The 26,503-nt window shown below is 70.9% G+C and carries 19 protein-coding genes and 1 riboswitch; of the genes, 9 read left to right on the top strand and 10 right to left on the bottom strand.

The features are described from left to right. Positions 1–2 precede the first annotated feature (2 nt). The 6 genes from MED01_RS11215 to MED01_RS11190 all read right to left on the bottom strand — a co-directional run bounded on the left by MED01_RS11215 (position 3) and on the right by MED01_RS11190 (position 8,695). The gene (locus MED01_RS11215) at positions 3–3,248 is read right to left on the bottom strand and encodes a helicase HerA domain-containing protein (protein ID WP_238668448.1); all 3,246 of its coding nucleotides are present in this window, start codon (positions 3,246–3,248) and stop codon (positions 3–5) included. Continuing rightward, on the bottom strand, positions 3,245–3,967 hold the full coding sequence (locus tag MED01_RS11210) for a hypothetical protein (protein WP_238668447.1): 723 nt from the start codon (positions 3,965–3,967) through the stop codon (positions 3,245–3,247). The genes MED01_RS11215 and MED01_RS11210 overlap by 4 nt, the downstream gene beginning before the upstream one ends. Continuing rightward, positions 3,964–5,067, bottom strand: a complete 1,104-nt coding sequence (locus MED01_RS11205) for an endonuclease domain-containing protein (protein ID WP_238668446.1) — start codon at positions 5,065–5,067, stop codon at positions 3,964–3,966. The genes MED01_RS11210 and MED01_RS11205 overlap by 4 nt, the downstream gene beginning before the upstream one ends. Positions 5,068–5,135: 68 nt before the next feature. Then, a complete protein-coding gene (locus MED01_RS11200) occupies positions 5,136–6,554 on the bottom strand; it encodes a WGR domain-containing protein (protein ID WP_238668445.1) in 1,419 nt (472 codons plus the stop codon). 61 nt (positions 6,555–6,615) lie between these two features. Then, entirely contained in the window at positions 6,616–7,575 is a 960-nt protein-coding gene (locus tag MED01_RS11195; protein WP_238668444.1) for an acetamidase/formamidase family protein, read from the bottom strand. A 97-nt stretch (positions 7,576–7,672) separates the two neighbouring features. Further along, positions 7,673–8,695 carry a polysaccharide deacetylase family protein gene (locus MED01_RS11190; protein ID WP_238668443.1) on the bottom strand — a complete coding sequence of 341 codons (1,023 nt, stop codon included), beginning with the start codon at positions 8,693–8,695 and terminating at the stop codon, positions 7,673–7,675. A 451-nt stretch (positions 8,696–9,146) separates the two neighbouring features. Here MED01_RS11190 and MED01_RS11185 point away from each other — a divergent pair, with 451 nt between their 5' ends. The 3 genes from MED01_RS11185 (at position 9,147) to MED01_RS11175 (ending at position 16,835) form a co-directional block, all read left to right on the top strand. Next, the gene (locus MED01_RS11185) at positions 9,147–10,226 is read left to right on the top strand and encodes a glycoside hydrolase family 19 protein (RefSeq protein ID WP_238668442.1); all 1,080 of its coding nucleotides are present in this window, start codon (positions 9,147–9,149) and stop codon (positions 10,224–10,226) included. Positions 10,227–10,500: 274 nt separating this feature from the next. Further along, entirely contained in the window at positions 10,501–16,116 is a 5,616-nt protein-coding gene (locus MED01_RS11180) for a GH92 family glycosyl hydrolase (protein WP_238668441.1), read from the top strand. A 59-nt stretch (positions 16,117–16,175) separates the two neighbouring features. Beyond that, positions 16,176–16,835: a phosphotransferase gene (locus MED01_RS11175; protein ID WP_238668440.1), complete on the top strand. Its 660-nt coding sequence runs from the start codon at positions 16,176–16,178 to the stop codon at positions 16,833–16,835. 68 nt (positions 16,836–16,903) lie between these two features. On the opposite strand, the gene MED01_RS11170 is transcribed toward MED01_RS11175, so the two are convergent. Next, on the bottom strand, positions 16,904–17,536 hold the full coding sequence (locus MED01_RS11170) for a TetR/AcrR family transcriptional regulator (protein ID WP_238668439.1): 633 nt from the start codon (positions 17,534–17,536) through the stop codon (positions 16,904–16,906). 233 nt (positions 17,537–17,769) lie between these two features. On the opposite strand from MED01_RS11170, the gene MED01_RS11165 reads away from it, so the two are divergent. Then, complete coding sequence (locus tag MED01_RS11165) at positions 17,770–19,272, top strand: MFS transporter (RefSeq protein WP_238668438.1); 1,503 nt, start codon at positions 17,770–17,772, stop codon at positions 19,270–19,272. Positions 19,273–19,350: 78 nt separating this feature from the next. Here the strand turns inward: MED01_RS11165 and MED01_RS11160 are convergent, their stop codons facing one another. The 3 genes from MED01_RS11160 to MED01_RS11150 are packed head-to-tail and all read right to left on the bottom strand — an operon-like array spanning position 19,351 to position 20,905. Further along, positions 19,351–19,947, bottom strand: coding sequence for a histidine phosphatase family protein (locus MED01_RS11160; protein WP_238668437.1), 597 nt, complete (start codon positions 19,945–19,947; stop codon positions 19,351–19,353). After that, entirely contained in the window at positions 19,944–20,711 is a 768-nt protein-coding gene (locus MED01_RS11155) for a CbtA family protein (RefSeq protein WP_238668436.1), read from the bottom strand. Before MED01_RS11155 ends, MED01_RS11160 begins: the two co-directional genes overlap by 4 nt. Continuing rightward, complete coding sequence (locus tag MED01_RS11150; RefSeq protein WP_238668435.1) at positions 20,702–20,905, bottom strand: CbtB domain-containing protein; 204 nt, start codon at positions 20,903–20,905, stop codon at positions 20,702–20,704. The genes MED01_RS11155 and MED01_RS11150 overlap by 10 nt, the downstream gene beginning before the upstream one ends. 35 nt (positions 20,906–20,940) lie before the next feature. Next, a riboswitch (cobalamin riboswitch) is annotated at positions 20,941–21,082 on the bottom strand. 276 nt (positions 21,083–21,358) lie between these two features. On the opposite strand from MED01_RS11150, the gene MED01_RS11145 reads away from it, so the two are divergent. The 5 genes from MED01_RS11145 (at position 21,359) to MED01_RS11125 (ending at position 26,493) form a co-directional block, all read left to right on the top strand. Then, positions 21,359–22,237, top strand: coding sequence for an amidohydrolase family protein (locus MED01_RS11145; RefSeq protein ID WP_238668434.1), 879 nt, complete (start codon positions 21,359–21,361; stop codon positions 22,235–22,237). A 321-nt stretch (positions 22,238–22,558) separates the two neighbouring features. Beyond that, a complete protein-coding gene (locus tag MED01_RS11140) occupies positions 22,559–23,566 on the top strand; it encodes an ABC transporter permease (protein WP_091406814.1) in 1,008 nt (335 codons plus the stop codon). Between the two features lie 40 nt (positions 23,567–23,606). Next, positions 23,607–24,659: an ABC transporter substrate-binding protein gene (locus MED01_RS11135; RefSeq protein ID WP_091406812.1), complete on the top strand. Its 1,053-nt coding sequence runs from the start codon at positions 23,607–23,609 to the stop codon at positions 24,657–24,659. Continuing rightward, complete coding sequence (locus tag MED01_RS11130) at positions 24,659–25,477, top strand: ATP-binding cassette domain-containing protein (protein WP_238668433.1); 819 nt, start codon at positions 24,659–24,661, stop codon at positions 25,475–25,477. Before MED01_RS11135 ends, MED01_RS11130 begins: the two co-directional genes overlap by 1 nt. Then, positions 25,474–26,493 carry an aldo/keto reductase gene (locus MED01_RS11125; RefSeq protein ID WP_238668432.1) on the top strand — a complete coding sequence of 340 codons (1,020 nt, stop codon included), beginning with the start codon at positions 25,474–25,476 and terminating at the stop codon, positions 26,491–26,493. Before MED01_RS11130 ends, MED01_RS11125 begins: the two co-directional genes overlap by 4 nt. Positions 26,494–26,503 lie beyond the last annotated feature (10 nt).

Raw genomic sequence — 26,503 nt, 5'->3', positions numbered from 1 at the left:
GGCTACCCAGCCGGGCGGGCGCGGGCGACAACCTCCTCGGGGGTCAACGGCGCTTTCGGGTGGTGCGTCAGGCACAGCGGGGTTCGGACCTTCACGAACGAGAACCCCTCCCCGGCGGCGTAGAACTCGCCGCTGTTGAGCAGGCCGATGTCCGGCAGCCGTCCGCCCTTGGCCTCGGCGAGCTGCCGGGCCGCGTCGATCTGTGCCGGCGCGTTGAGCAGCCCGAAGAACTGCGTCGTCGCGTTGCCGGAGATCTGGTTGTGCAGACCCTTTGGCGCCTGGGTGGCGAAGACCAGCCCGAGCCCGTACTTGCGGGCCTGCGAGGCCAACGCGATCGAGCTGGCCGTGCAGGCGGTGGTGCCGGTCGACGGCGCGAGCGTCTGCGCCTCGTCCATCACGAACAACCCGCCCAGCGGTCGGTCACCGGCGGGGTGCCGCTTGATCCAGGCGAAGAGCGCCATCTGCAACTGGTTGACGAAGCTCTGTCGCTCCTGGTCGGAGGTGAGGCCGACGAAACTGATCACCGACACCCGGGCCCGCCGCCCCGCCGACGGCGTCAGCAGCAGCCCTGGGTCGGCGGGCGCGCCGACCCCACCGAAGAGCGGATCGGTGACCATCGCCGCCTTGAGCGCCTCGGCCAACTCCTCAGCGAGCTTCCCGGCGCGGGCCAGCCGACTGACCCCCTCGGGCAGATCGGTGAGGAACTCGGTGAAGCCGGGCAGGCCGACCATCCCACTGCGCGCGTACGCCTGGAGGGCCTCGGTGAGGACGGCCTTGCCCTGCTGGGCGAGCCGGCTGGAGCGGTCCACGCCCGCCCGTGGCGCGAGCGCCTCCACGGCGGAGCGGACGGCCTGGTCGAACTCGTCGGGCCAGTCCCGCAGTGAGGTGAAGTCAGGCAGTGGCTGGAAGCTCAACGGCCGACCGGCGGTGACCCGGGGCGTCCACACCACCACCTCGGTGTGCGCGAGGTAGTCGGCGGCGCGTTCGGCGTCACCGGGGCCCCAGCCGCCCGGCGGGTCGGGCCACGGGTCGCCGAGCCGGGCGAGGTCGTTGTTGGGGTCGAGCACGATCGCGGAGACCCCCTCGCGGGCGCACTCCTCGACCAGCCGGCGGATCAGCACGGTCTTGCCCGAGCCGGACCCGGCGAACACGACGGCGTGGCGGCGCAGCGACTCCAGGGGAACCGTGAAGGGGTGACCGCCGTCGACGGTCCGTCCCAGCCCGACGGCCCGACCGCCCCCGCCGACCGCGGGGTCGGCCGGATCAGCGGGTACGGGCTCGGCTGCCGCACCGGTCGACACGTCGGCGGGGACGTCGGCGGCCGGCGCGTTCGTCGGGTCGGATTCGCTGCCGCCCGACGGTGGCTCGTCGTCGGGCGTCGGCGGCTGGTCACCGCCGCGGGTGCCGTCGGGCCCAGGCAGGACCGCGCGGAACAGCTCGGTGCCGCTGGCCGGACGACGGGCCACCAGCCACTCCTGCAAGGCAGTGGACGGTTCGGCCGCCATCACCCGCAGCGCCGCGAAGACCCGCAGGTCCGCCTCCGGCACCGCACACCGCAGGCCGCCGGCCGCGTCGAAGCCTGTCAACACCTCGGTCGTACGCTTCCCGGTGGGCCACGGACCGTTGCGCAGCAGGATCAGCCGCCGTTGTGGCAGGTCCCGGTCCAATCCCGTGAGGGTGCAGGCGGCCTTGACCCGGGCGGTGACGGCGACGGCATTGGGGTGCGCGACGGCCCGGAAGCACCAGTGCGCCTCGTTCTCGGTGGCCTCGTCGAGCACCTCGATGAGCCGCCCGTGCAGCGCCGGCTTGCGGCCGGGCGGCGGATCGTACTTGTAGGTGGCGCCGGTCGGCGCCTGCTCGGCGATCCAAGCGGCCAGGCCGGCGGCGAGCAGCGGCGGCATGTGCTCGTCCTCGCTCTTCGGGTCGACTGCGGCCGACACGTCGGCGGCCTCGACCAGCTCGGCGAACCGTGCGTCCAACTCGTGCAGGCGGCGCTCGTCAGTCGTCGGATCGGCGGCGGCGCCCCGGGCGGTGCTGACGGTCGGCGTCGAGTCGGCGCCGTCGATGAGCCGATCCAGCTCGATCACGTCGTCGCGGTCACGGCACCAGGCGATGTGGCGGTCCACCCGGCGGAGCAGGGCGCGTGGCGTCAGGGTGGGTGCGTCGGCGAAGGCGGCGGGGGCGATCGGCCAGGTGGGGTGCGGTGGCCCGAAGAACATGCCCGCGAACGCGGCGGAGAGGCGCTTCGCCACGATCGCCTGCCCGATCTCCGGGGTGGGGATCCGGTCCGGCAGGGTCGCCGTACGGAAGCGGTCAGCGACCGGGGTGGGCGCGCTGCGGCTCATCAGCACCCAGGTGTCCGGCAGGCACGAGACGACGACAAGCGTGCGGCGGGTGATGTCGCGCAGCTTGAGCAGGCCGTCGGCGATCGGGCCGAGCACCCTGGCCTGGCCGTCCTCCAGACCCTGATGCTGGTTGAGCAGTGAGGTGCTGGTCTGGGCGAACAGCGTGTCGAGCTGGTCCACGGCGATGACAGTGGGGTCCAGGGTCAGGGCCATCAGCCGGGAGATGTCCTGCACGACCTGCTGGGGGGTGCGGATCGCGGCGCTCAACCCCCACGCCGCCCGTGCGGCCGGGTCACCGGCTTCGGAGATCAGGTGGGCGTAACCGACGTCCTGTGCCTCGAAGTCGATGGCGCCGTGCAGGACGAGCGCCCGGGCGGTGTCCTGGGCGTCCCGCCCGACCTCCCGATCGCGCTCGCGCAGCGCCCAGATGAAGGTGTCGAGCTGCGCACGGGTCACCGGTCGGGTGCCGGCGACCGCGTCGCGAACCTCCACCGGCAGACCGAGCTGGGGGGTGAGTCGGCGCAGGAACGTCTTCAACTGGGTGCCCCAGCCGACGTGGGGGCGGCCCATCCCCTCCACCAGGGCCAGGGCCACGCTCTCCCAGAACGTCTTGCCACTGACCATGTCGACGAGGAAGAAGTAGCCGCCGTCGCCCTGGATCCGTTCTCGGACCGCCCCGAGCAGGTGCGTCTTGCCGGCGCCCGCGCGGCCCTGCATGGCCACGCCGAGCGGCATGCTCGTGTCGTCGGTGCGGGCCCGCGCCACCCCGCGCAGAATCTCCGCGGCCACCTTCTCGTGCAGCTCCGGCACGTTGTGCGGGCTGGGTCGCCAGACGTCGTCCGGGGTGACCGCCGGGTTGAGACTGACCGCTTCCAGCGCGGCCCGCTGGTCCTCCGAGATCATGCCGGGCCGATCGCCAGGGCGTGGTTGTCCTCGTTCCCGATCCGGACGGCCGCAGCCCGGTCCCGTGCGGTCAGTGACTTGGTGTTCGCCACCGGGATGATGCGGACGTCCTCTCGGCCGACCATCGCCCGCAACGCCGCGTCGAGGGCGGCCCGGTCGGTGTCGGCGAGCCGGTCGCGGACGTCGGCGAGGCCGACCCATGCGCCCGGCGCGGTGGCCAGATCCCGGTACGCCGAGCGAACCAGCGCCTCCACCTCCACCGCTGACACCGGTGCCGCCGCCGGTGCCCCCGTCGTCGCTGTCGCAGTGGGTGCCGGCGCTTCGTGTCCCGGCTCGCTGGTCGCCGGGGCCGTTGCCTCGGTCTGCTTGAAGAAATCGCCGTGGCTGACCCGGAGCCGGTCCAGCGAACGGTGCAGGTTGGACAGGACGACGAACAGGGACCGGGTCGTCGAGCCGCCCTGCTTCGGCGGCGCGGCGGTGTGCAGCTGACGTGCCACCCGCCAGCCCTCGTCGGTCAGCTCGTGAGCGAAGGGCCGGTGCGTCCGATCGGTGTCGACCAGGCCCAGGTCGACGAGTTTCGTGTTGTCCTTGCCGGTCAGCGTGAAACCGGCCAGCTCTTTCAGCTCGACGTTTGTGAGTCGGCGTGCCTCGACCATCAGCACCACGAGGGCGTTGATCTGGTTCGGCGTCAGGTGCGGGACGTCCGCCGGGCTCGTCATGATGTCTCATCTCCGTGGGGGTGCGTGCCGCCCGTGCGCCGCCGGGCCAGCAGCCGACGGATCCCGTCGACCACCGCCGGCGCGTCGGTGAGCACCTGCTCGTTGGTGAAGCGGAGCACGTCCAGCCCGAGGAGTTGCAGCTGGACGTCTCTCCGCCGATCGTTGGCGAAAGCGATTCGCCCACGATGCTCCGGGCCGTCCACCTCGACCGCAAGACCCTCCGCGGGCCAAAACAGATCCAGACGGTACGCCGTGGCCAGGACGTGCCACTCGTAGGTCTGGTTCCACCGCCGGCCGCGCGCCCAGTCGTGCGGCGCGAGCGCGCGTTCCAGGGCCTGCTCGGCGGCGCTGTCCGAGCGGGGCACGCCAGCGATCGGCGGCCAGGCCAGCACCGTCGACTCCGGCTCGGCGGCGATGGCCGCAATCCGATCGGTCGGGCCGGCCAGCTCGGCGAATCGCGCCGGCACCGGCATCGGCACCGAGCGCACCCGGTCGGCGTGGCGCAACGGTCCGCCGGTCAACCACACAGTGAAGCCACCGTGCCGCACCAGCCACTCGGCGGCGGCCACCAGCGTCCGCTCGGCGTCGGCGTCCAGGTCGGGCAGAGCCACGACGAGTACGCAACCTTCCCGGTCGTACGCGTCGGCGATCACCCGGGCGAGCCCAGCGGCGCGTACCCCCGGGGCGAAGCGGGACCGGCCGCCGGGGCGGTGCGGGCCGCGCAGCCCTCGCTCGGCGAGATCGGCCAGGAACGGGCCGAAGTGCCGGGAGCGGGCGGCGGTACGGGCCGCGAGTGCCCGAACCGCCGCCACGCCGAGTGTGCCCTCGCCGTCGACATGGTCGGCCCCCGTCAGCCAGCGAGGGAACATCGCCAGGGCCGCGGTGTCCAGTTGGTCGAGCAGGGTGTCCACGAGGTCACCGAGGGGGAGTGCCACGGTGGGCCGGTAGTGCACGATCGCGGGCGCTGCCGGTGGTAACGGGTCGAGTGCCACCCGCAGCAGCTCCGGGTCGATGCCCGGCAGGTGACTCACTCGCCCCGTCGGCGGTGCAGCCCACCAGGCCCTGCTGGCGTCGCCGTTGGCCCGGACGGGGTGCGCCATGGCGGCACCCTACGACACTGACGGGCGCGACCGGGGACCCCTCGGTGGCGAGGCGGTGCGCTCGCCGCTCAGCGCAGCCGGCGGATGTCGCCGTACGCGCGGTAGTAACCACCGCGGCTGGACTCGCGCACCTCGGTCACCAGGTAGCGGGCGCCCGGCTCGCGAATCCCCTTGGGGAACTGCACCGACCAGTCGCGCCGGTAGCCGTCGGAGAGCACCTGAACCCGCAGCCGCCCCCGATCGTCCAGGCACTGCACGACCACGCCCGCGCCCGAATCGCTGGTCACCTCGACGATCGTCGGTTGCGCCTGCTGGGGTGCCTGGCGAGGGGCCTTGATGTCGCGTACCTGGGGCACGTTCCCGGCCTGCGCCGCGCGGATCGCCGGCTCGCTCGCGTCGATGCAGGCCAGATGGCCGCCGGTGGTCACCACGTAGAGCCGGTCGTCGTGGTACTGCATGGAGTACGCCGAGCCGCAGCCGGTGCCGAGCTTCCACAGCCGGGTGCCCGCCGCGTCGAAGCAGTAGATCGAGGACTGGCTGTCACCGGCGAAGACGTACTCGCCGCCCTCGGCGGTGGCGCAGGAGAAGACCGGGGCGTCGCACAGGTAGGTGCGTTCGGGGTGGCCCGACTTGGACAGCCGCACCACCTGGCGGCTGCTGGTGCCGGCGAACACACTGCCGTGCTCCTGCCAGCCGAAGAGCACCGAACCGGTGGTGGTGTGCCACAGTTCGCTGCCGGTACGCCACTCGTAGCCGGTCACTCCCTGCGAGTGGCCGTGGTAGATGGCGTCGTCGTCGCACCGCACCATCCAGGCCGAACGCCCCCGCCCGGGGCGACGCCACAGGAACTCGTCCTCGTGGTCGACGGCGGTGATCCCGCCGTCGGCGTCGGAGACGCCGAGGACGCCGTCGTGGATGTCCAGCCAGTAGATGTCGATCTCCGGCGCGATGGCGTACGCCACCCGGGGCACCTTGCCGGACAGGTCGTAGACGTTGCCGTCGTCGCAGCCGGCGTAGATCCAGGCGTCGTCGGCGACTATGCACTTCACCCCGTCGGGAAGGCGGACCTGGCTGCGCACCTGGGCGTCGTGGTCGAGCGTGGTGATGACTCCGTGCTCGTTGCCGACCATGCAGTGCCGCCCGTCGACGAAGATGCCGAAGGCGGGGGCGCCGGAGTCGTAGCGCCAGAGCACCGGGGCGGTGTGGGCGGTGGAGCGGGTGCTCACGATCTGCCGCCGCGACACGGTGCGCTTCTGGCGGACGCCGGGGACCGCCGGCGCGTAGCCCTTGCGGACCTTCTCACCGATCTTCTTCGCCGCGGCGGCCCGGGCCCGGGTGTTGTCCGGATAGGCACTGGCCTTGACCTGCCCCTGGTCGCCGATCCGGCCGTAGCGCACAGTCAGCGTGGCGTTGTCGACGATGACCTCGTAGAATTTGTGCGCACCGTCCACTTCGGACAGTTCGAGGTAGGTCGTCTCCTGGGACATGGGGCCTCCGAGGGGTCAGCGAGCGGCGAGATCCGGCCGCCGCGGCGACAGTGAGCACACGCTAACGGTGCCCCCCGACAGAATCGGCGTCCGGCCAGCGCAGCGCGTCGTCACGGAGCACCGCGTGCGCGCCGACGCTCTGGTTGACGATCTGCGTCACCCGCACGTCGACGGCGATGCTGGCCAACGCCACCGCGTCCGAGCGGCTGAGGCCGTGCAGCCGCTGCATCAGTGTCAGCATCGAGTCCAGCGCGGTGAACGTGGCGTCGTCGAGCGAGGCGCCGACGCCCAGGGTCAACCATGCGTCGGGGGTACGGGCCACCGGGCCGGTGACCGGAAAGTCGTCGCGCACGTCGAAGGTCAACGTCACCTCGTCCATCGGACACTCGATCGCGGTGCCGCCGACCTCGCCGTCACCCTGCGCGGCGTGCCCGTCCCCGACCGAGAACAGCGCGTCGTCCACGGGGATCGGCAGCAGGAGGGTGCTGCCGGCGGTGAGGTCCCGACAGTCCAGGTTGCCGCCCCAGGGGCGCGGTGGGGTCGTCGAGTGAAGCCCCGGCTCCGCGGGTGGCATGCCGAGCACTCCCATGAAGGGCCGCAGCGCGATCGTGTGGCCGTGCTGGTTGCGGCCGGTCATCGTCACCGGGTCCAGCGCCCAGGCGTGCACCACCTGTTGGTCCTGTACGCCGTAGTGTTTGTTGAACCCACTCGGCCAGCCGCCGGCCACCGTGGTTCCCCAACTGGCCGGGGCGACCTCGTCGATGCGTACCGCGAGGGTCTGGCCGGCGCGCGCACCGCGGACCGCGACCGGACCGATCAACGCGTGTCCGTGGTCGGGCCGGTGCTGTGCGACCCGGGGCCGGTCCCGGTTCGGCCCGCCCGGGTACGGGCCGGCGGACCACCAGCAGTCCAGGGTGCGATAGGTGACGGTGTCGCCGGGGTCGATGGTGAGCACCGGCGGGAAGTCGGGGGAGAAGTGGCCGTGCAGGCTGTCGTCCCCGGGCGTGAGGGTGTGTCGCATCAGTGCAGGCTAGTGGCTGCTGGTCCGCGCGCCGGGTCGCCAGGGTGCGCGGTGGGTGCCGGGCGCACCCACCGCGCACGACTCAACCTGGGCGATGTCAACCCGAGGTGCAGGAGCGAATCTGTGGGCGGGCGCTGCTGTTTCCGTTGGTCATCGTGGTGAAGCCGAAGGTGTTGCCGCTGCCGTTGGACCGCATGGTCATGACGGTGCCGCTGCTGTCCCAGGTGGCGGTGCCGTTCCAGATGGTGCTGACCCGTTGCGGCGAGGTGATGGCCACGACCACCGTCCATGTGCTGGCGCCGCTGACCGTCACCGACGTGTTGTACCGGTCGCCCCAGACGTTGGGGGTCGTGGCGGTCGCGGTGCAGGTGCCGCCGGCGGGCGGCGGGGTGGTGGTGGGCGGCGGGGTGGTGCCGTCGGGCGCGACAGCGCGGCCGGTGGACGGCGAGATCATGCCGGGGCACAGGTTGCGGCTGGTCAGGTTGGCCATGATCTGGGGGATGGCGTCGCGGGTGTTCTGGATCCCGTCGTGCATCAGGATGACCTGACCGGCTTGGAGTCGGCTCGCGTTGGCCACGATCTGACTGACGCTGGCGCCGTTCCAGTCCTGGGAGTCCACGTCCCAGATCACCTGGCGCATGCCCAGTGACGACGCGACGGACTGCAACGTGGAGTTGGTCTCGCCGTACGGCGGCCGGAACAGCACCGGCCGGCTGCCGGTGGCCGACTGGATCGCCGAGCTGGTCTGGGAGAGGTCCGACTGCATCTGAGCCTGACTCATCGAGGTCATGTGGGCGTGGTTCCAGCTGTGGTTGGCCACCCACATGCCGGCGGCCACCTGTGCCTGCGCCGCCGACCGGTTGTTCTGGACGTTCTGCCCGACGTTGAACATGGTGGCCCGTACGCCGTTGGCGCGCAGCACGTTCAGCAGTGTGCTGGTGCTGCCGGTCGGACCGTCGTCGAAGGTGAGCCCGACGTAGCCGTTGCAGGTGGCGGCGCTCGACGGGGTGGAGGTGGCGGCGAGGACGACGCCGCACATGGCGACGGCGGTGGCGAGGACGGCGAGCGCCGCGCGCAACCGCCTGGACCACAGGGCCGTGCGGGGGAAGAGCCTGCTCATCTGGTGCCCCTTCGCGCAGGCCCGGACGTGCCCCTGCGTGCGGGCCTGCGCAGTCCGGACAGGTGTGGACAAGTGGGTAGGTGGAGCGGAAACCGCAACGAAGCCGATCGCATTGACCCCAATGGATCGAAGTATTACAGCGAGAATTCCAACGCGTCAACAAGTTCCGGAAAATCCCCGGAACAACGCGGCGAGCTGTTCGGGTGCTGGCCAGGCGTGGCCCGGCTGGATCGAAGATTGGTCGAACGAATCGGTTGGTCCGCACGCGACGTGATCCGGAAAGCAGCCGGAAATATCGACAGTGGGCCGCCGGCTCCGCCCGTCGCGCCGGCCACGGTCCGTCGCCCTGGCCGCAGGGAATAGTAAAGGTTGTGAACAGAAGATGTTACAGTCACTCCTGTCGATATCCATCAGGGTTTCGGCCAGTGAGGTCCCAGAAAGGAGTGATCACATGACGAGACTGCGCGCGCTGGTTGCGCTGGCGACACTGATCGTCGCCGGCGGGCTGGTGGCGGTCATCCCGGCCACTGCCGCGTCGGCGGCGGCCTGCTCGGCATCGTGGCAGGCCTCGGCCGTCTACTGGGGAGACGCCCAGGTCTCCCACAACGGCCGCAACTACCGGGCGAAGTGGTGGACCCAGAACGAGGCGCCGCCGGGCACGACCGGTGTCTGGGAAGACCTCGGCGCGTGCGGCGGGGGCACCACGCCGCCCACCGGAGGGACCTGCTCCTACCCGAACTGGACCGCCGGGACCTGGTACGCCGCCGGGGCGATCGTGCGCTACACCAACGGTTCGTACTACATCGCCGAGCACGACAATCCGGGGTACGACCCCGTCGTCAGCACCTGGTACTGGGAGCCCTACACCTGTGGGGGTCAGCCACCGACGACTCCGCCGCCCACCAACCCCGGCGGCTTCGTGGTCACCGAGGCCCAGTTCAACCAGATGTTCCCGGGCCGCAACTCGTTCTACACGTACTCCGGGCTCGTCGCCGCGCTCAGCGCCTACCCGGCGTTCGCGCGCACCGGCAGTGCCACTGTCCAGCGCCAGGAGGCCGCGGCCTTCCTGGCCAACGTCTACCACGAGACCGGCGGGCTCGTGCACATCGTCGAACAGAACACCGCGAACTACCCGCACTACTGCGACCCCGGCCAGTCGTACGGCTGCCCCGCCGGGCAGGCCGCCTACTACGGGCGGGGGCCGATCCAGCTCAGTTGGAACTTCAACTACAACGCCGCTGGCAACGCCCTCAACCTGCCGCTGTTGACCAACCCGTGGCTGGTGCAGACCGACGCGGCGGTGGCCTGGAAGACCGGTATCTGGTACTGGATGACCCAGAACGGGCCGGGCACCATGACCGCCCACAATGCGATGGTCAACGGCGCCGGGTTCGGTCAGACGATCCGCAGCATCAACGGCTCGATCGAGTGCAACGGCGGAAACCCCGCCCAGGTGCAGAGTCGCGTCACCAGGTACCAGCAGTTCGTCGGCATCCTCGGGGTGTCCGCCGGAGCCAACCTCTACTGCTGATCCGTGGCCGGGCCTCGGCGTACGTCGTCGGACGGCGTCGAGGCCCGGCGCATCGGCCGTCGGGGCCCGGTGCGGGCGGCGGCCGTTTCGGCGCGATCAACCCGTTGACACGGCAGTGCCGCGCCCGGAACTATCAGCGGCAGTCCACAGGCCCGGCTCCCGTTGCTCATGAAGTCTCATGACAACGATGTCAGGGCTCGACCCACCACCTGCTCCACACTGCCCAGACGTTCGACGTACTCGACCCGGTTCGAGTCGAAAGGCTCCGTCCCTCATGTCGCACACCCCCCTTGCGCGTTCCCTCTCACCCCGCCTGATCGCGGCGACGACAGCCGCCCTGCTACCGCTGGGCCTGCTCGTCGCCGCGCCCCTGGCGAACGCCGCCCCCACCTCCGCCCCGCCGGGCAACTTCACCTCCTCGTTCGAGTCCGCCGACCCGCAGCCCGCCACCAGCACAGTGGAGGTCGGCCCGAACGGAAAGCCGCTCCAGGCCAACCTGAGCGGCACCGTCGCCACCCTGCCCGGCAGCCTGCTCGGCCAGGTCAGCGCCGTGACCGCGAGCGACGAGAACCAGCCGCGAGAGATCGCCGCGAACCTCAGTGACGACGATCCGTCGACCAAGTGGCTCGCGTTCGCGTCCAGCGGCTGGGTGACCTACCAGCTCGCCAAGCCGGCGACTGTGGTGCGCTACTCGCTGACCGCGGCCGACGACGCCCCGACCCGCGACCCCAGGGACTTCGTCGTCCAGGGGTCGAACGACGGCAGCACCTGGACCGACCTGGACAAGCGTGCCGGCGAGAAGTTCAGCGGGCGCTTCGCCACCAGGACGTACAGCTTCACCAACCCGAACGCCTACGGCTTCTACCGGCTCAACGTCACCGCGAACTCCGGTGACTCGCTCCTGCAGCTCGCCGACTGGAACATCAGCGACGGCTCGGGCGTCCGCCCGCCGGCCACCCCCATGGTCAGCGAGGCGACCTCCGGCCCGAACGGCGGCTACACCACGAAGCCGGACGTCGGCTTCACCGGACTGGCCGCGCTGCGCTATGCCGGCGGCGCCGAGAACAACGGCCGGTCGTACGCGACGAACAAGCTCTTCGACGTCAGCATCCCGGTCGGGCCGAAGACCCGACTGTCGTACAAGATCTTCCCCGAGTTCACCGGCGGGGACGGCCGGTACCCGTCCACCTACACCGCAGTCGACCTGCACTTCACCGACGGCAGTTACCTGAGTAATCGCTCGGCAACCGACCAGCACGGCTACCCGCTCACGGGCGCTGGTCAGGGTGCGGCGAAGGTGCTCTTCGCCGACCAGTGGAACCTGGTGCAGGCCGACCTTGGCGCCGTCGCGCGTGGCAAGACCATCGACCGCATCCTGCTCGCCTACGACAATCCGCAGGCCACCGGGGAGACCCGGTTCCAGGGTTGGCTCGACGACATCGAGCTGACTGCCGCGCCGACGTCGATCGACGGCTCGAAGCTGACCAACTACGTCGACACCCGACGGGGCACCAACTCGACGGGCGGCTTCTCGCGCGGCAACAACCTGCCGATCACCGCCGTGCCGAACGGGTTCAACTTCTTCACCCCGGTGACCGACGCGACCTCCGACTCGTGGGAGTACGAGTACCACCGGATCAACAACGAGGCCAACCTGCCGATGCTCCAGGGCCTCGCGATCTCCCACGAGCCCAGCCCCTGGATGGGTGACCGCAACCAGATGTCGGTCATGCCGGTCGTCGGTGGCGGGCCGCTCACCGGTCAGCCCGCCGGCCGTGCGCTCGCCTTCAGTCACGACGACGAGACGGCGCAGCCGGACCTCTACCGGGTCACGCTCCAGAACGGTCTGATCGCGGAGATGTCGCCCACCGACCACGCCGGGATCATGCGGTTCACCTTCCCCACCGGGCAGCCGACCGGAAGCCTCGTCTTCCACAACGGCACGTTCACCATCGGCACTGACGGCACGTTCACCGGTTGGGTCGACAACGGCAGCGGCCTGTCCGCCGGCCGTAGCCGGATGTTCGTCTCCGGTGCCTTCGACCGGGCGCCGACGGCGTCCGCCGCGACGTCGGCCACCTTCGACATCTCCGGGTCGCGGGAGGTGACGATGCGTCTCGCCACGTCGTTCCTCTCCGTCGACCAGGCGCGCCGCAACCTCGATCTGGAGGTCACCGGCAAGAGCTTCGACCAGATCCACGCCGCCGCGACGGCCGCGTGGAAGGACCGGCTCGGCCGGGTCGAGCTGCGGGGCGCCTCCGAGTCGCAGCTTGTCACCATGTACTCGAACCTGTACCGGCTGAACCTCTACCCGAACTCGCAGTCGGAGAACGCCGGCACCGCCGCCGCGCCGCGCTGGCAGTACGCGAGCCCGGTCTCGGCGCCGACCGGCGCGTCGACCCCCACCCGGACCGGCGCAAAGGTCGTCGACGGGCAGATCTACGTCAACAACGGCTTCTGGGACACCTACCGCACCGTGTGGCCCGCCTACGCGCTGCTGTACCCGGACGTCGCCGCCAAGATCTCCGACGGGTTCGTCCAGCACTACCGCGACGGTGGCTGGATCGCCCGCTGGTCGTCCCCCGGCTACGCCGACCTGATGACCGGCACCAGCGCGAACGTGGCGCTGGCCCAGGCGTACCTCACCGGGGTCAAGCTGCCCGACCCGCTCGCGGCCTACGACGCGGCCGTCAAGGACGCGACAGTCGCGTCCGGGCGCAGCGCGGTCGGACGCAAGGGCATCGAGAGCTCCCTGTTCCTCGGCTACACGCCGACGTCCACCGGGGAGTCGGTGTCCTGGGCGTTGGAGGGTTACATCAACGACTTCGGCATCGGCAACATGGGTGCGGCGCTCGCCAAGGACCCGGCCACGCCGAAGTCGGAGCGCGCCCGGCTCACCGAGGAGTCGCGGTACTTCCTGGAGCGGGCCCGCAACTACGTCCACCTCTTCGACCCGAAGACGAAGCTCTTCCAGGGCCGCGACGCCGCCGGCAACTTCCTCGCCGGTGACCCGCTGGACTGGGGTGGCGTCTACACCGAGACCAACGGGTGGAACTTCGCGTTCACCGCCCAGCAGGACGGCCAGGGCCTGATCAACCTGTACGGCGGGCAGAAGGCGCTGCGGGACAAGCTCGACGCGTTCTTCACCACCCCGGAGAACGCCGATCGCCCCGGTGGGTACGGCGGCGTCATCCACGAGATGCTCGAAGCGCGCGCGGTCCGGATGGGTCAGCTCGGCATGAGCAACCAGCCGTCGCACCACATCCCGTACATGTACAACGTCGCCGGCGCGCCCGCCAGGACCCAGGAGACGGTACGGGAGATCCTGCGGCGTCTCTACGTCGGCAGTGAGATCGGCCAGGGCTACCTGGGTGACGAGGACAACGGCGAGATGTCGTCGTGGTACATCCTGAGCTCGCTGGGCATCTACCCGTTGCAGGCCGGGTCGTCCGAGTGGGCGATCGGCTCGCCGCAGTTCACCAGGATGACAGTGCACCGCAGCAGCGGCGACATCGTCGTCAACGCGCCGAACAACAGCGCGGCGAACGTCTACGTGCAGGGCGTGACGGTGAACGGCAAGAAGCAGCGCGGCCTGTCAGTGGATGTCGCGAAGCTCGCCAAGGGCGGCACCATCGACTTCCAGATGGGTCCCAAGCCGTCGTCGTGGGGCAGCGGCCGGAACGACGCGCCGCCGTCGCTGACCACTGGTGACGAGGCGCCGAAGCCGTTGCAGGACGTCACCGGTCCCGGTCTCGGCACCGCGAGCGCGACCGGCGGTCAGGACGCGTCGAAGCTGTTCGACGACTCGTCGACCACGCAGTTGACCTTCACCTCGGCGACCCCGCAGATCACCTGGGCCTTCCGTGGTGGCAAGCAGAAGCCGAAGTACTACACGGTCACGTCCGGGTCCGGTCCCGGCGATCCGGCGGACTGGCGCCTCCAGGGCTCCAACGACGGGCTGACCTGGACCACAGTGGACTCCCGCACCGGCCAGGTGTTCCCGTGGCGCAACCAGACCCGCCCGTACTCGATCGACAAGCCGGGACGGTTCGCCCAGTACCGCCTCGCCGTCACGAAGACCGTCGGCGCCGCGCAGACCAACCTCGCCGAGGTCGAGTTGCTCGCCGGAGGTGACCTCGACCTCGGCGGCGGCGACATCACCGTCACCGCTGCAGACGGCGTACACGCGATGACCGGCGTACCCGTCTCGGTGCCGTTGGCCACCGTCACCGGCGGGGACGCCAACGGCTACCAGGCCACCATCGACTGGGGTGACGGCACGCCGGTCACCGCGGGCACCGTGACGTTGAGCTCGCGGGCCGTCTATCGCATCGCCGGGTCGCACACCTACACCACTCCCGGCTACCACCAGGCGAACGTCACGGTGACCGACGGCGAAAGCCAGAGCTCCGCGACGGTCGGCGTCGAGGTGGCGTACGCCCCGGCCTCCGGTCTCACCGCCGCGTTCGACAGCGTCTGCGTCGGCGACGAGGGGGCCCTGGCGGCCGACTGCGACGCCAAGTCGTGGGCGTACTCGCGGGCCGCCCTGGCGGCCGGCGGTGTCACCCAGGGCCAGTCGCAGCAGGTTCCCGGGACCGGGCTGCGGTTCACAGTGCCGGTGATCCCGGCCGGGCAGCCGGACAACGCCACCGGCAACGGGGCGACAGTGGTTCTCGACCTTCCGGCGGACGCGAAGAGCATCTCGTTCATCGGCGCCGGAACGCAGGGCAACCAGAGCACCACCGGCACTGCGACGTTCAGCGACGGCAGCACGGCCAGCATCCCGATCCAGATGAGCGACTGGACGCTGGGCGGCAACGCCAACGGCACCCCGTCCTACGGCAACATCATCGTCGCCCGGACGGCGTACCGGTTGCAGGGCACCAGCCGCGACGGCGCCCAGCCGTTCCTCTTCGCCACCGCCCCGTACCAGATCCCGGCGGGTAAGACGCTGGTGTCGGTGACCCTGCCGACGCAGACCGGTGACCCTCGCTCGGCGGGCCGCATCCACGTGTTCGCCGTGGCCAACGACGGCACGCCCGCCCCGGCGCTGGCGACAACCGCCCCGAAGAACCAGACGGCCACCGCCGGGCAGGCCCTCGCGGCGAACCTCGGCGCGGTGACCGGCGGTGTTCCCGGTACGACGGGCTACCGCGCCCGCGTCCAGTGGGGTGACGGCACGGTTCCGGACGACGTGACGATCGGCGAGTCCGGCGCGATGAGCGGTAAGCACACCTACCCACGGGAGGGCACCTACACGGTGCGCGTCACCGCGTGGGACACGCTGTCGAGCAGCACCGGGTCCTTCACGGTGACTGTGGCTCGGGGCGGATCGCAGCCGGCGATCGCGCTGTCCGCGTCCGGTGCCGTCACCACCGGTGACGCGATCACCGTCAACGGCAGCGGCTTCGCGGCCGGCGAGCAGGTGACAGTCAGCGTCGGCACCGACCCGGGCCGGACCATGAAGGTCGCCGCCTCGGCGACGGGAACGGTCCGCGCCTCGGTGCCGACCTCCGGTGACGCGCAACCCGGCCGGTACGCCGTCACCGCGACGGGCGCGTCCTCGCGTACCCCGGCCACGGCCACCGTCCAGGTGACCGGAGAGCCGGAGGCACGGACCTACCGGCCGCGGGTGGCGCTGTTGACCACCTCGGGCCCGCGTGGCACGTCGATCATGGTCGACGGTTCCGGGTTCGCGCCGAACGAGGTGGTCACGATCGCCTTCGGGACCGGACTGGCGGTCAGCACCGCGCGCGCGAACGGTGACGGCGTCATCTCCGGCGCGACGGTCAGCGTCCCGGGGGCGGCGAAGGCGGGCGCGACCAGCGTCACGCTGAACGGCGCCACGTCGGCGACGAAGGTGTCCCGACCGTTCACCGTCACCGGCTAGCACCGAGCCGGGGACAAGGCAGCAGCGTGGGGCGCAACCCACTGTTAGCGTCGTCTGCCATGGCCGATCACGCGCTGCTCGCCTCGGGGCGCGACGCCGACGTCTACGCGCTCGACGGGTCGCGGGTGCTGCGCCGCTACCGCCAGGGCGGGGACAGTACGCCCGAGGCGGCGTTGATGGCGTACGTCGCGGCGGCCGGCTACCCGGTGCCCGTGGTGTACGACGCCCAGGGGCCCGACCTGGTGCTCGAACGACTCGACGGCGAAACTCTCCTGGCGTCGATGCTCGCCGGGCGCACCGGCATCGGCGCGGCCGCCGACCTCCTTGTGGGCCTGCACGACCGCCTCCACACGGTGCCGGCCCGGTTCAGCGCCGACCCCACGGTCCGCGTCCTGCACCTCGACCTGCATCCACAGAACGTCATGGTGACTTCGCGCGGGCCGGTGGTCATCGATTGGCGTAACGCGACCGAGGGGCCGGCCGACCTGGACGTGGCCATGACCGCTCTCATCCTCGCCGAGGTGGCGGTCAGCCCGGACCCGCAGCTCGCCGATCTTGCCCGGAACGGCCTCGATGCCTTTCAGCGGCGTGCCGAGCCGCCCCGGACCAGCCAACTACGGCATGCCGTGGGTCTGCGCCGGGTCGATCCGGCGCTGTCCGCCGTCGAGAAGTCCGCATTGGGGCGCGCCGCCGCCCTGGTCCACACCCGTGGCGGCTGACCGGCCGCGGTGGCGCTGACAGCCCCGAGCGGCGTGCTTCGGGTTTCGGGGTCGGCCCGCGGCCGGGCTCAAGAAGGCGGCAGCAGCGCGTCGACCAGGTCGCGCAGCGGCCCGACCAGGTCCTGTTCGGTGGCGGAACTCAGCGGTTCCAGCCGGATGGACGATCGCAGCACCGCGACTCCGATACCGGCGGCGAGGGCCATCTGGGCGCGGAGCAGGAGCTGTTCGCTGCCCGGTTCGCCGGGACGCCATCCGCGAGCCGCCGCCAGTTGTTCGCTGGAACGGACCAGCACGGCGCGTCGGATCTCGTCGGCGCCCGCGTCCCCGGATGATCGCAACAGCAGTGACAGCTGGCTCGACAGGCCGGCCGCGCCGAGGTCGGCGATGTGCCGGGCGATGGCCTCGGGCACCCGGTCGGCAGGCGTCTGACCTGTCGTTCGGCGCAGTTCGTCGCCCGCGGCGCGCAGGCACGCCTCGAACAGGCCCTCCTTCGAGGTGAAGTAGCGGCTGATGAGCGCCACGTTGACGCCCGCGTCGTCGGCGATGTCCCGGACGGTGGTGGCCGCGTAGCCGTCCCTGGCGAAGCGCTGGCGGGCGGCGTCGAGCAGCAGTTGCCGCGTCTCGGCCGCGTCCCGACGGCGACGCTGGGCCGGTTCGCCGTCGGTGCTACCGGTCGCGGGGACAGGCGGTTCGGCTGTCACGACGCGTCCTTCCTTCGCTCTGGCACGGTGGCGGTGGGTGTCGGCGCTCGGGCCGGCGGCCGGGACGTTGCGGGGCGACAGTGGTGCCCCAGGCCGCAAGTAAACATATGTTGACTTGCCGGAGGATGCAAACTCCGGCCCGGCCGGGGGTGACGTAAACGACTGTTGACATGTTCTTCGGGCTGCGCATACTGGCTAAGTCAGCAAACGTTTACATCTAGTTCGGGGAATTCATGACCCACACCATCGAGGAGCCGACAGACCTCGGCTCCGCGTCCGGCGCCGCCCCGCGCGCCAACACCACCCTCCTGGTGCTGTACCTGTCGCTGGGCGGCCTGGCGTTCGCGGTGCTCCAGTCGCTGGTGGCGCCCGCGCTGTCGACCATCGGAAGGGACCTGGGCGTCTCGACCGGAGACATCAGTTGGGTGCTCACGGCGTACCTGTTGGCAGCCTCGGTGTTGACGCCCATTCTCGGACGTCTCGGTGACATGGTCGGCAAGCGTCGGGTCCTCATCGGCGTCCTCGCGGCCCTCGCCGCTGGCACACTGCTCGCCGCCCTGGCCCCGAATTTGACCGTGCTGATCGTCGCGCGGGCGCTACAGGGAGCCGCCGGAGCGATCCTGCCGCTGTCGATCGGCATCGTCCGCGACCAACTGCCGCGGGAGAAGGTCGGCGTCACAGTTGGCCTGCTGTCGGCGATCTTCGGGGTCGGCGCTGGCGTCGGGATCGTGGCCGCGGGCCCGATCGTGGAGCACCTGTCGTGGCACTGGCTGTTCTGGCTGCCGCTGGTCCTCGTCGTCGTCGCGCTGCTCGGGACCATCTTCGGGATGCCCGAGTCGCGGGTCCGCACGCCCGGGCGGCTCGACATGCTCGGCGCGGCCATCCTGTCGGTATCGCTGGTCTCGTTGCTGCTGGCCGTGAGCAAGGGGCAGGGCTGGGGCTGGACCGAGCCGAAGACCATCGGTCTGTTCCTGCTCGGCGCGGTCGCGATGGTGGTGTTCGTCCGGGTCGAGCTACGGGTACGCGAGCCGCTCATCGACATGCGCCTGATGCGAATTCGCGGTGTCTGGGCCACCGACCTCGTCGCCCTGATCCTCGGTTTCGCGATGTTCGGGACATTCGTACTGGTACCGACCCTGCTGCAACTGCCCGCCGCCACCGGGTACGGGTTCGGCAAGACGGTGTCCCAGGCGGGCCTGTTCCTGCTGCCCACCGTCCTGATGATGGTGGTCTTCGGTCCCCTCGCGGGCCTGCTGGACCGTCGCTTCGGTCCCAAGGTTCCGATGTTCCTCGGCACTGTCGCTGTCGTCGTCGCATTCGCGCTGCCGGCGTTCGCGCACGGCGCGACCTGGCAGGTGCTGCTCTCCGGGGTGCTCACCGGCGCCGGCATCGGCCTGGCGTTCGCGGCGATGTCCAACGCCATCATCGAGAGCGTCCCGGCCGGGCAGACCGGAGAGGCGAGCGGCGTCAACACCATCGCCCGCACCATCGGCAGCAGCATCGGCGCGGCGGTCGTGGCGGCGGTCATCACGTCGAACAGCACCCCCACGGGGCTGCCCACCGACGCGGCGTTCACCGCCGGGTTCTGGGTGTGCGCGGGCGTGGCGGTCCTGGCCGTCTTCGCGGCACTCGCCCTGCCCTCGGCGCGTCGCCGTCACGAACAGGCGGTCGCCGCCGGCGTTGACGACCTTCCGCCCGAGCCGGTCGAGCTGCACCTGCCCCACCGGCACCACTGAGCAGGCGGCTGACAGTCGCCGAGCGAGCGCAGGCCGTGTCCACTCTGGTGGGTGCGGCCTGCGCCGTCTGGTGCGACCTCAAGCTGCGCGCGGCGTACCGAGCCGGAGCTGCCAGCGCGTGCCCTGGCTGGTGAGCCGGACGACAGCCAGCGGCTCCACGTCCACCTGCCGGTACGTCGCCATCGGAAGACCGAGGGCGTGCACCACAGCGACCCGGATCACCAGCGGGTGGGTGACAGCGATGACTCGTCCACCGGCTGCCTGCTGCCCGTCCAGCCAGCTGCCGACCCGATCCCGCACGGCCGTGACGGACTCACCGCCGTGCGGGGCGGAGTCCGGGGCGGACAGCCAGTCGTGCAGGGCCTGCGGCTGCGATTCAGCGATCTCCTCAAGCGACCGTCCGGACCAGTTCCCGTAGTCACAGTCGGCCAACGCGGTCTCGATCGTCGGCGCCAGGCCGAAGGCGTCGGCGGTCTGTCGGGCGGCCACCGCGGGGCTGGCCAGGCAGGTGGCGTTCACGCCGAGGGGCCCGCGCCGGTCTGCATCCGCGCGGGCCTGGGCGAGTGCGGCGCGCAGGCCACCCTCGTCCAGCCCGACGTCGGCGCCGCCGAAGCGGGCGCGGCGCAGCGCGGATGTGTGACCGTGGGCGACCAGCCGAAGGCTGGTGCCGGTCACGTGCTCGGCAGTGCGGTGCCGGCCCGGCGACGCCGCTCGTGGTGCATCAGGGCCGCGAACAGCAGGCCGATGCCGGTCCAGAGCACGACCTGGGTGCCGAGCGAGGCCAGTCGGAAATTCCACAGCAGGGTCGCCGGGAAGTCCGCCGGAACCTCCTGGAAGGACGGCATCACCACGTACGACACTGCCGTCACCAGCAGGAACCCGCCCACGGCCGCAGCGGCACGCAGCCACGTCGGTGCCTGGGCGCCGACCGACCGGTAACCCAGCGAACCGGCCCACACGGCCACCAGCCCGAGCACCACCATCAACAGGTAGGTGACCGTCCGTTGATTGATGGTGGCCGGGTCGCCGACCGCCGGCGGGTTCGCCGGGTACTTGAGGAACGGCACGATCACCGCGCCGAGCAGCGCCGCGCCGGCCAGCAGCAGACCCGACCGCCCGTCGTCGTCGCCGCGCCGCCGCCGGGACAGCAGGACGTACGCCGTGGCCAGCAGGCCACCCATCGCGGCCCCGAACAGGCCGGTGGCCAGGAACAGACCGCCGCGCTGACCCGTCCGGCTGACCAGGGCGTCCTCGTGGTCGTGGGCACCAGCGGCGGGCTCGGCGTGCGTCGACGCCTCCTCGATGGCGATGGCCGCCTCGACGTGCCGTTCGCCAGCGACGTACGCGAACACTCCGGCGAGCAGGCCGGCGATCAGGCCGGCCAGCAGCCCGCGAACGAGGACGGCGACGAACGGGGGAGTGGTGGTGGTCAGTGGCACGGGACGCCCAGCAGGTGCCTGCCGTCGTGCATCAGCTCGTGCAGGTACATCCCGCTGCGCGACACCGCCCCCTGGTCGAAGGCGACGAGGTACGCCAGCAGGGTGAGCACGGCAACGGTCGCGAGGACCGTCCACAGCAGACGAGCACTGCCAACGGGGTGCACCACCGGCTGGCTGGAAGCGGAGCTAGACATGAATACACGAACCTCCCCAGGGATGACGCGTCCCCATCGCAAGGCTGCGGACGACCGAGCGTCCTGGCTCGCGGCCCCCCGTTGTGGGGAACCGCTCACAGTGGCGCGACCGCGCCGGAATCACACCGGCTTCCCTCGCGTCGCCGCAGATAGTGGGTCGACGGTATCGGTGCCACCGCAGCCGGTCAACCCGAACTTCGCTCGCTCGCCCGGCGTCCGCATACCGGGACGTCAGCGAGGCGGACCAGCCGTAGTTGCCGGTGGATTCGTCAGACCAAAAGGCGACACTGCCCCAAGCCGGGGGTGGCGCGCGTTCCGGTACTCAACAACAGTCTGTTACCGCTAACATGGTCAACCTGCCAGATCGACTCTGTGGCTCCGGGCTGAACCGGAGGGCTCGATCAGCGGCTGGGCGGGGTGTGGGGTGGACGAGAACGCGCCAGGGCGAGTCCGGTGACGACCGGCGAGGTCGCGCGCCGACCGGGCATCGTCGACGCGCATCATCACCTCTGGGTCCGGGCGCGGCACCCACAGCCCTGGGTCGATCCGTACACAATGGCCGCGATCGACGACGACTTCACGCCGGTCGAGCTCGCCCCGGCGGCCCAGGCCGCCGGTGTCACCCAGACCGTTGTCGTCCAGTCCGTCGCCGTTCGGTCCGAGACGCCCGAGCTGCTCGGCATCGCGGCCGACGACCCTCTCGTCGGCGGGGTCGTCGGTTGGGTCGACCTCACCGCCGCCGATGTCGACCGCCGCCTGGCCCGACTACGGAGGGCGCGCGGCGGCGAACGGCTGGTCGGCATCCGGCACCTGGTCCAGTCCGAACCCGACCCGACCTATCTCGACCGCCCCGATGTGCGGCACGGCATCGCCGCGGTCGGTGCCGCCGGCCTCGCCTTCGACCTTCTGGTGGGCCATCGTCAACTGCCGGCGGCGGCCCGGCTCGTCCGCGACCTGCCCCAGGTGCGGTTCGTCCTGGACCACCTCGGCAAGCCCTCGCTCGGGCGCGCCGATCTCGGTGACTGGCAGCGCGACCTGCGGGCGCTCGCGGCCGAGCCCAACACGACGGCGAAGCTCTCCGGTCTGGTGACCGAGGTGGACGGCGGGTCCTGGACGACGGCTCACCTGCGGCCCGCGGTCGAGCACGCCCTCGACGTGTTCGGGCCGGATCGGCTGATGTTCGGCTCGGACTGGCCGGTGTGCCTGCTCGCCACCTCGTACACGGGCTGGGTCGCCGCCCTGGGCGACCTGCTGGATGCGCTGTCCGACGACGAGCGGGCCGCGATCTGGCGTGGGACCGCCGGCCGGGTCTACCGGCTGGCCCCATCCTGAGACGGCAGCGCCGTCCGAGCTGGGGACATAGCATGTTATCGATAACATGCTTGCGGTAGCAGTCGATGTCGATTTGGTCGGACGTATGCCTTCGGTGGTCCAGGTAACGATGGCAAAACATGCCCGCAAGACCTTGGCAACATACGTGAATGCGTGGCAAGGTAACGCCTGATCGTGGGAAACATCCGACCTATCTCCAGTGGATGTGCGGGCACCTAACCGCACCGCCGTCCGGACGGGATCGGTCGCTCACAGGCGTTCGGCTCGTCGGCGGGTCCCCGCCGGACGTCGACGCCACGCTTGGGGAGGTCAGGTCCGACGATGAGTAGCGCCGAGGCAACCGCCGGCACGCAGCGCGGCGAACTCAGCGACTGGTTCCGGGAACGGATCTCCCACGCCGTCTCCGAGTTCACCGCCGCGACCGCACTGGTCGTCCTGTTCATCGCCTTGACCTTCGCGAGTCCCTACTTCCTGACAGCGGACAACCTCTTCAACATCGGGGCCCAGACGGCGGTGATCGCCATCATCGCCACGGCCCAGACGATGGTCATCATCACGAAGGGCATCGACCTGTCAGTGGGGTCGGTCGCCGCGCTCGCCGGCGTGCTGGGCGCGATGGTCGTGCGCGACCTCGGCTTCTCGCTCTGGGCGGCGACGGCGGTCGCGATCGGCGTCGGCGCGCTGGCCGGGCTGTTGAACGGGCTTCTGGTCACTGTGGCCCGGATTCCGCCGTTCATCGCGACGTTGGGGACGATGTCAGTGGGCCGCGGCCTGGTCTTCATCATCACCGGAGCGGTCGGCGTCTACGGCCTGCCCCGGTCCTTCCAACTGCTCGGCAACGGGCAGATCCTCGGCATTCCGTTCGCCGTGGTGATCACCGTCCTGGTCGCCGTCGGGGTCGCCTTCCTGCTCTCCCAGACCCGCTTCGGTCAGTACACCTACGCGATGGGCTCCAATCTGGAGGCGGCCCGCCGCTCCGGCATCCGGGTCGGGCGACACCTGACCGGGGTGTACGTGCTGGCCGGCGTGCTGGTCGGGCTGGGCGGCATGATCGCGGCGTCCCGGGTCAACTCCGGCCAGCCCAACTACGGGATCTCGCTGGAACTCGACGTCATCGCCGCCGCCGTCATCGGCGGGGCCAGCCTGTTCGGCGGGCAGGGCCGGATCGTCGGAACCATCATCGGCGCGTTCCTCATCGCCCTGGTCCGCAACGGCGCCGTCCTGCTCGATATCAGCATCCACTACCAGCAGGTGATCGTTGGCGTGATCATCTGGGCCGCCGTCTACTTCGACCAGTACCGCCGCCGGCGGCTGGAATCACGGGGTTGACATGCCATTCCGAGAGTCCGAACGAGGAAGGACACACACCATGGCACACACCACCACCAGCCGGCGGACGCGAGGACGACTCCTGCGTGCGCAGGCGATCCTGGCCGCGGCCGCGGCGACCGCCCTGCTCAGCGCCTGCGGCGGGGTCGAGGTCCGTGACGGCGGCGACGGCGCGACCAAGGACGCGAGCGGCCCGTTGAAGCTCGCCGTCGTACCCAAGGCGGTCGGGGCCGACTACTGGAACACGGTGAAGGCGGGCGCCGAGTGCGCCGCGCAGCGCGCGGGCGACGTCACCGTCCAGTGGGACGGGGTGACCACCGAGACCGACGTCGAGGGCCAGGTCAACCTGATCCAGAACTTCGTCACCAAGAAGGTCGACGGCATCGTCTACGCGGCGACCGACTCCAGCGCGCTGGCACCGGCCACCGACAAGGCGCTCAGCGCCAACATCCCGGTCGCCATGATCGACTCTGGCACCAGCCCGCAGCCGTCGAACGTGCCCCTCTTCGCCACCGACAACCGCGCGTCGGCGACCGAGGCGGCGAAGTTGCTCGCCACCGAACTCGGCCCCGGCAACCACGAGGTGGCGCTCGTCGAGTTCCAGCCCGGATCGCAGACCAACACCGAGCGGGTCGACGGCTTCAAGGCCGGCCTCGCCCAGTACCCCAACCTGAAGCTGGTCGGCCAGCAGCCGAGCCGCAGTGACGTCAACGAGGCCCGACGGGTCACCGAGAACATCCTCACCGCCAACCCCAAGCTCGCCGGCGTCTTCGCGGCCAACGAGCCGAGCGTGCTCGGTGCCGCGCAGGCCATCCAGGCCGCCGGCAAGTCCGGCAAGGTGGTCATCATCGGCTGGGACGCCGCACCGGACGAGATCGCCGGAGTGCGCAACGGCCAGATCTCGGCGCTGGTAGTGCAGAACCCGTTCAAGATGGGCTACTTCGGCGTCGACAAGATGGTCAAGCACCTTCGGGACAAGGCGCCGCTGGCATCGGCCGACACCGGCGTCACGTTCGTCACCAAGGAGAACATCGACTCGGCGGAGATCAAGGCGGTGCTCGAGCCCAGCTGCGCCAACCCGCCGGTGCAGTGATGGGCGCGATCCCCACGGCCACCGCGGACAGCGATCAGCAACCCACCGACGCGGAACCGCCGGTCCTCGAAGCCCGCGGCGTCGTCAAGCGGTTCGGGCACGTCGAGGCGTTGCGTGGCGCCGACTTCACGGTCCGCCGAGGTGAGGTCGTCGCGCTGATCGGTGACAACGGCGCCGGCAAGAGCACGCTGATCAAGACCCTGTCCGGTGTGCACCCGCCCGACGAGGGCGAGATCCGGGTGGGCGGCCGCCCGGTCCAGTTCTCCACTCCGGTCGATGCCCGACGGGCCGGGGTGGAGACGGTCTACCAGGACCTCGCCGTCGCCGACGACCTCAGCGTGGCCGCCAACCTGTATCTCGGCCGGGAGATCCTCCGCTCCGGGCCACTCGGCCGGCTCGGGTTGTTGGACAAGCGCGCCATGCGCCAGGGCGCCGCCGCCGCCCTCGACGAACTCGGCGTACGGATCCCCCGGGTCACCACCCCCATCGCGATGCTCTCCGGTGGGCAGCGGCAGTGCGTGGCGGTGGCCCGCGCCATCATCTGGGCGACCAACGTGGTCATCCTCGACGAGCCCACAGCAGCCCTGGGGGTGGTCCAGACCGGGCGGGTGCTCGACGTCGTTCGGCGGGCCCGTGACGCCGGCATGTCGGTGGTGCTGGTGAGCCACAACATGCCGCAGGTGCTCGAGATCGCCGACCGGGTCGAGGTCCTGCGCCTCGGTCGGCGCGCTGCCCAACTCCGCGCCGACGAGGTCACCACCGACGATCTGGTCGCGGCGATGACCGGCAGCACCAACGTGGATCGGGACGAGCGGTGACCGCTGTCGTCCAGCGGGGTGCGCGCGACCCCGCCCGTTCGGCGGCCCGCAGCGGCGTCGGGCCGTCGCTGCGGCTGAGCCCACTGGGCTTCGGCGCCTCCCAGGGCGGCAATCTCTACCGGGCGACGTCGGAGGAGCAGTTCGCCGCCGCCGTGGACACCGCGTGGGCAGGCGGCATCCGATACTTCGACACGGCACCGCACTACGGGCTGGGCCTGTCCGAACGGCGCCTGGGCGCGGCCCTGCGCTCCCGTCCGCGCGGCGAGTACGTGGTGTCGACGAAGGTCGGCCGGCTGCTCGTGCCATCACCGGAGACGGCGCACCGGCGGGATCCGGAGGGGTTCGACGTTCCCGCCGATCATCGTCGGGTCTGGGACTTCAGCCGCGACGGCGTACGCCGTTCGCTGGAGGCGAGCCTTCGGCGCACCGGCCTGGACCGGATCGACGTGGTGTATCTGCATGATCCGGACGAGCATTGGGAGCAGGCCGCGCGCGAGGCGATCCCGGCGTTGGTGGAGCTGCGGGAGCAGGGCGTGATCGGTGCCGTCGGGGCGGGGATGAACCAGTCCGCGATGCTGGCCCGCTTCGTGGCCGAGACCGACGTGGACGTGGTGATGTGCGCCGGCCGGTACACACTGCTGGAGCAGGGCGCGCTGACCGACCTGCTCCCCGTCGCGCAGGCCCGCCACGTCGGTGTGGTGGTCGCCGGTGTCTACAACTCCGGGCTGCTGGCCCGGGACGTTCCGCCGCCCGACGCCGTCTACGACTACCAGCAGGCGCCGGCGGAGGTGATCGATCAGGCCCGCCGGATAGCGCGGGTCTGCCAGATGTACGGCGTCACGCTGCCCCAGGCGGCGTTGGCGTTCGTCCGTCGTCACCCGGCCGTGGTCTCGACGGTCGTCGGCATGCGTGACGAGGCCCAGGTGACCGAGACCCTGCGTCGAACTGGTGTCGACGTCCCGGATCAGCTCTGGACGGCGTTGTACGACGAGGGGCTGCTCGACGTGCAGTCGTGAGGGTCGGCTG

This window comes from Micromonospora alfalfae, assembly GCF_022230925.1.
Lineage (GTDB): Bacteria > Actinomycetota > Actinomycetes > Mycobacteriales > Micromonosporaceae > Micromonospora > Micromonospora alfalfae.
Note: the sequence above shows the minus strand (reverse complement) of the source record. Positions and strands in the feature narration are given on the sequence as shown.

Coding starts and splice junctions, on each gene's coding strand:
- MED01_RS11215 (WP_238668448.1), bottom strand. CDS start 3,248: ATGATCTCGGAGGACCAGCGGGCCGCGCTGGAAGCGGTCAGTCTCAAC.
- MED01_RS11150 (WP_238668435.1), bottom strand. CDS start 20,905: ATGTCTAGCTCCGCTTCCAGCCAGCCGGTGGTGCACCCCGTTGGCAGT.
- MED01_RS11130 (WP_238668433.1), top strand. CDS start 24,659: ATGGGCGCGATCCCCACGGCCACCGCGGACAGCGATCAGCAACCCACC.
- MED01_RS11140 (WP_091406814.1), top strand. CDS start 22,559: ATGAGTAGCGCCGAGGCAACCGCCGGCACGCAGCGCGGCGAACTCAGC.
- MED01_RS11175 (WP_238668440.1), top strand. CDS start 16,176: ATGGCCGATCACGCGCTGCTCGCCTCGGGGCGCGACGCCGACGTCTAC.
- MED01_RS11190 (WP_238668443.1), bottom strand. CDS start 8,695: ATGAGCAGGCTCTTCCCCCGCACGGCCCTGTGGTCCAGGCGGTTGCGC.
- MED01_RS11200 (WP_238668445.1), bottom strand. CDS start 6,554: ATGTCCCAGGAGACGACCTACCTCGAACTGTCCGAAGTGGACGGTGCG.
- MED01_RS11165 (WP_238668438.1), top strand. CDS start 17,770: ATGACCCACACCATCGAGGAGCCGACAGACCTCGGCTCCGCGTCCGGC.
- MED01_RS11135 (WP_091406812.1), top strand. CDS start 23,607: ATGGCACACACCACCACCAGCCGGCGGACGCGAGGACGACTCCTGCGT.
- MED01_RS11205 (WP_238668446.1), bottom strand. CDS start 5,067: ATGGCGCACCCCGTCCGGGCCAACGGCGACGCCAGCAGGGCCTGGTGG.
- MED01_RS11180 (WP_238668441.1), top strand. CDS start 10,501: ATGTCGCACACCCCCCTTGCGCGTTCCCTCTCACCCCGCCTGATCGCG.
- MED01_RS11185 (WP_238668442.1), top strand. CDS start 9,147: ATGACGAGACTGCGCGCGCTGGTTGCGCTGGCGACACTGATCGTCGCC.
- MED01_RS11195 (WP_238668444.1), bottom strand. CDS start 7,575: ATGCGACACACCCTCACGCCCGGGGACGACAGCCTGCACGGCCACTTC.
- MED01_RS11210 (WP_238668447.1), bottom strand. CDS start 3,967: ATGACGAGCCCGGCGGACGTCCCGCACCTGACGCCGAACCAGATCAAC.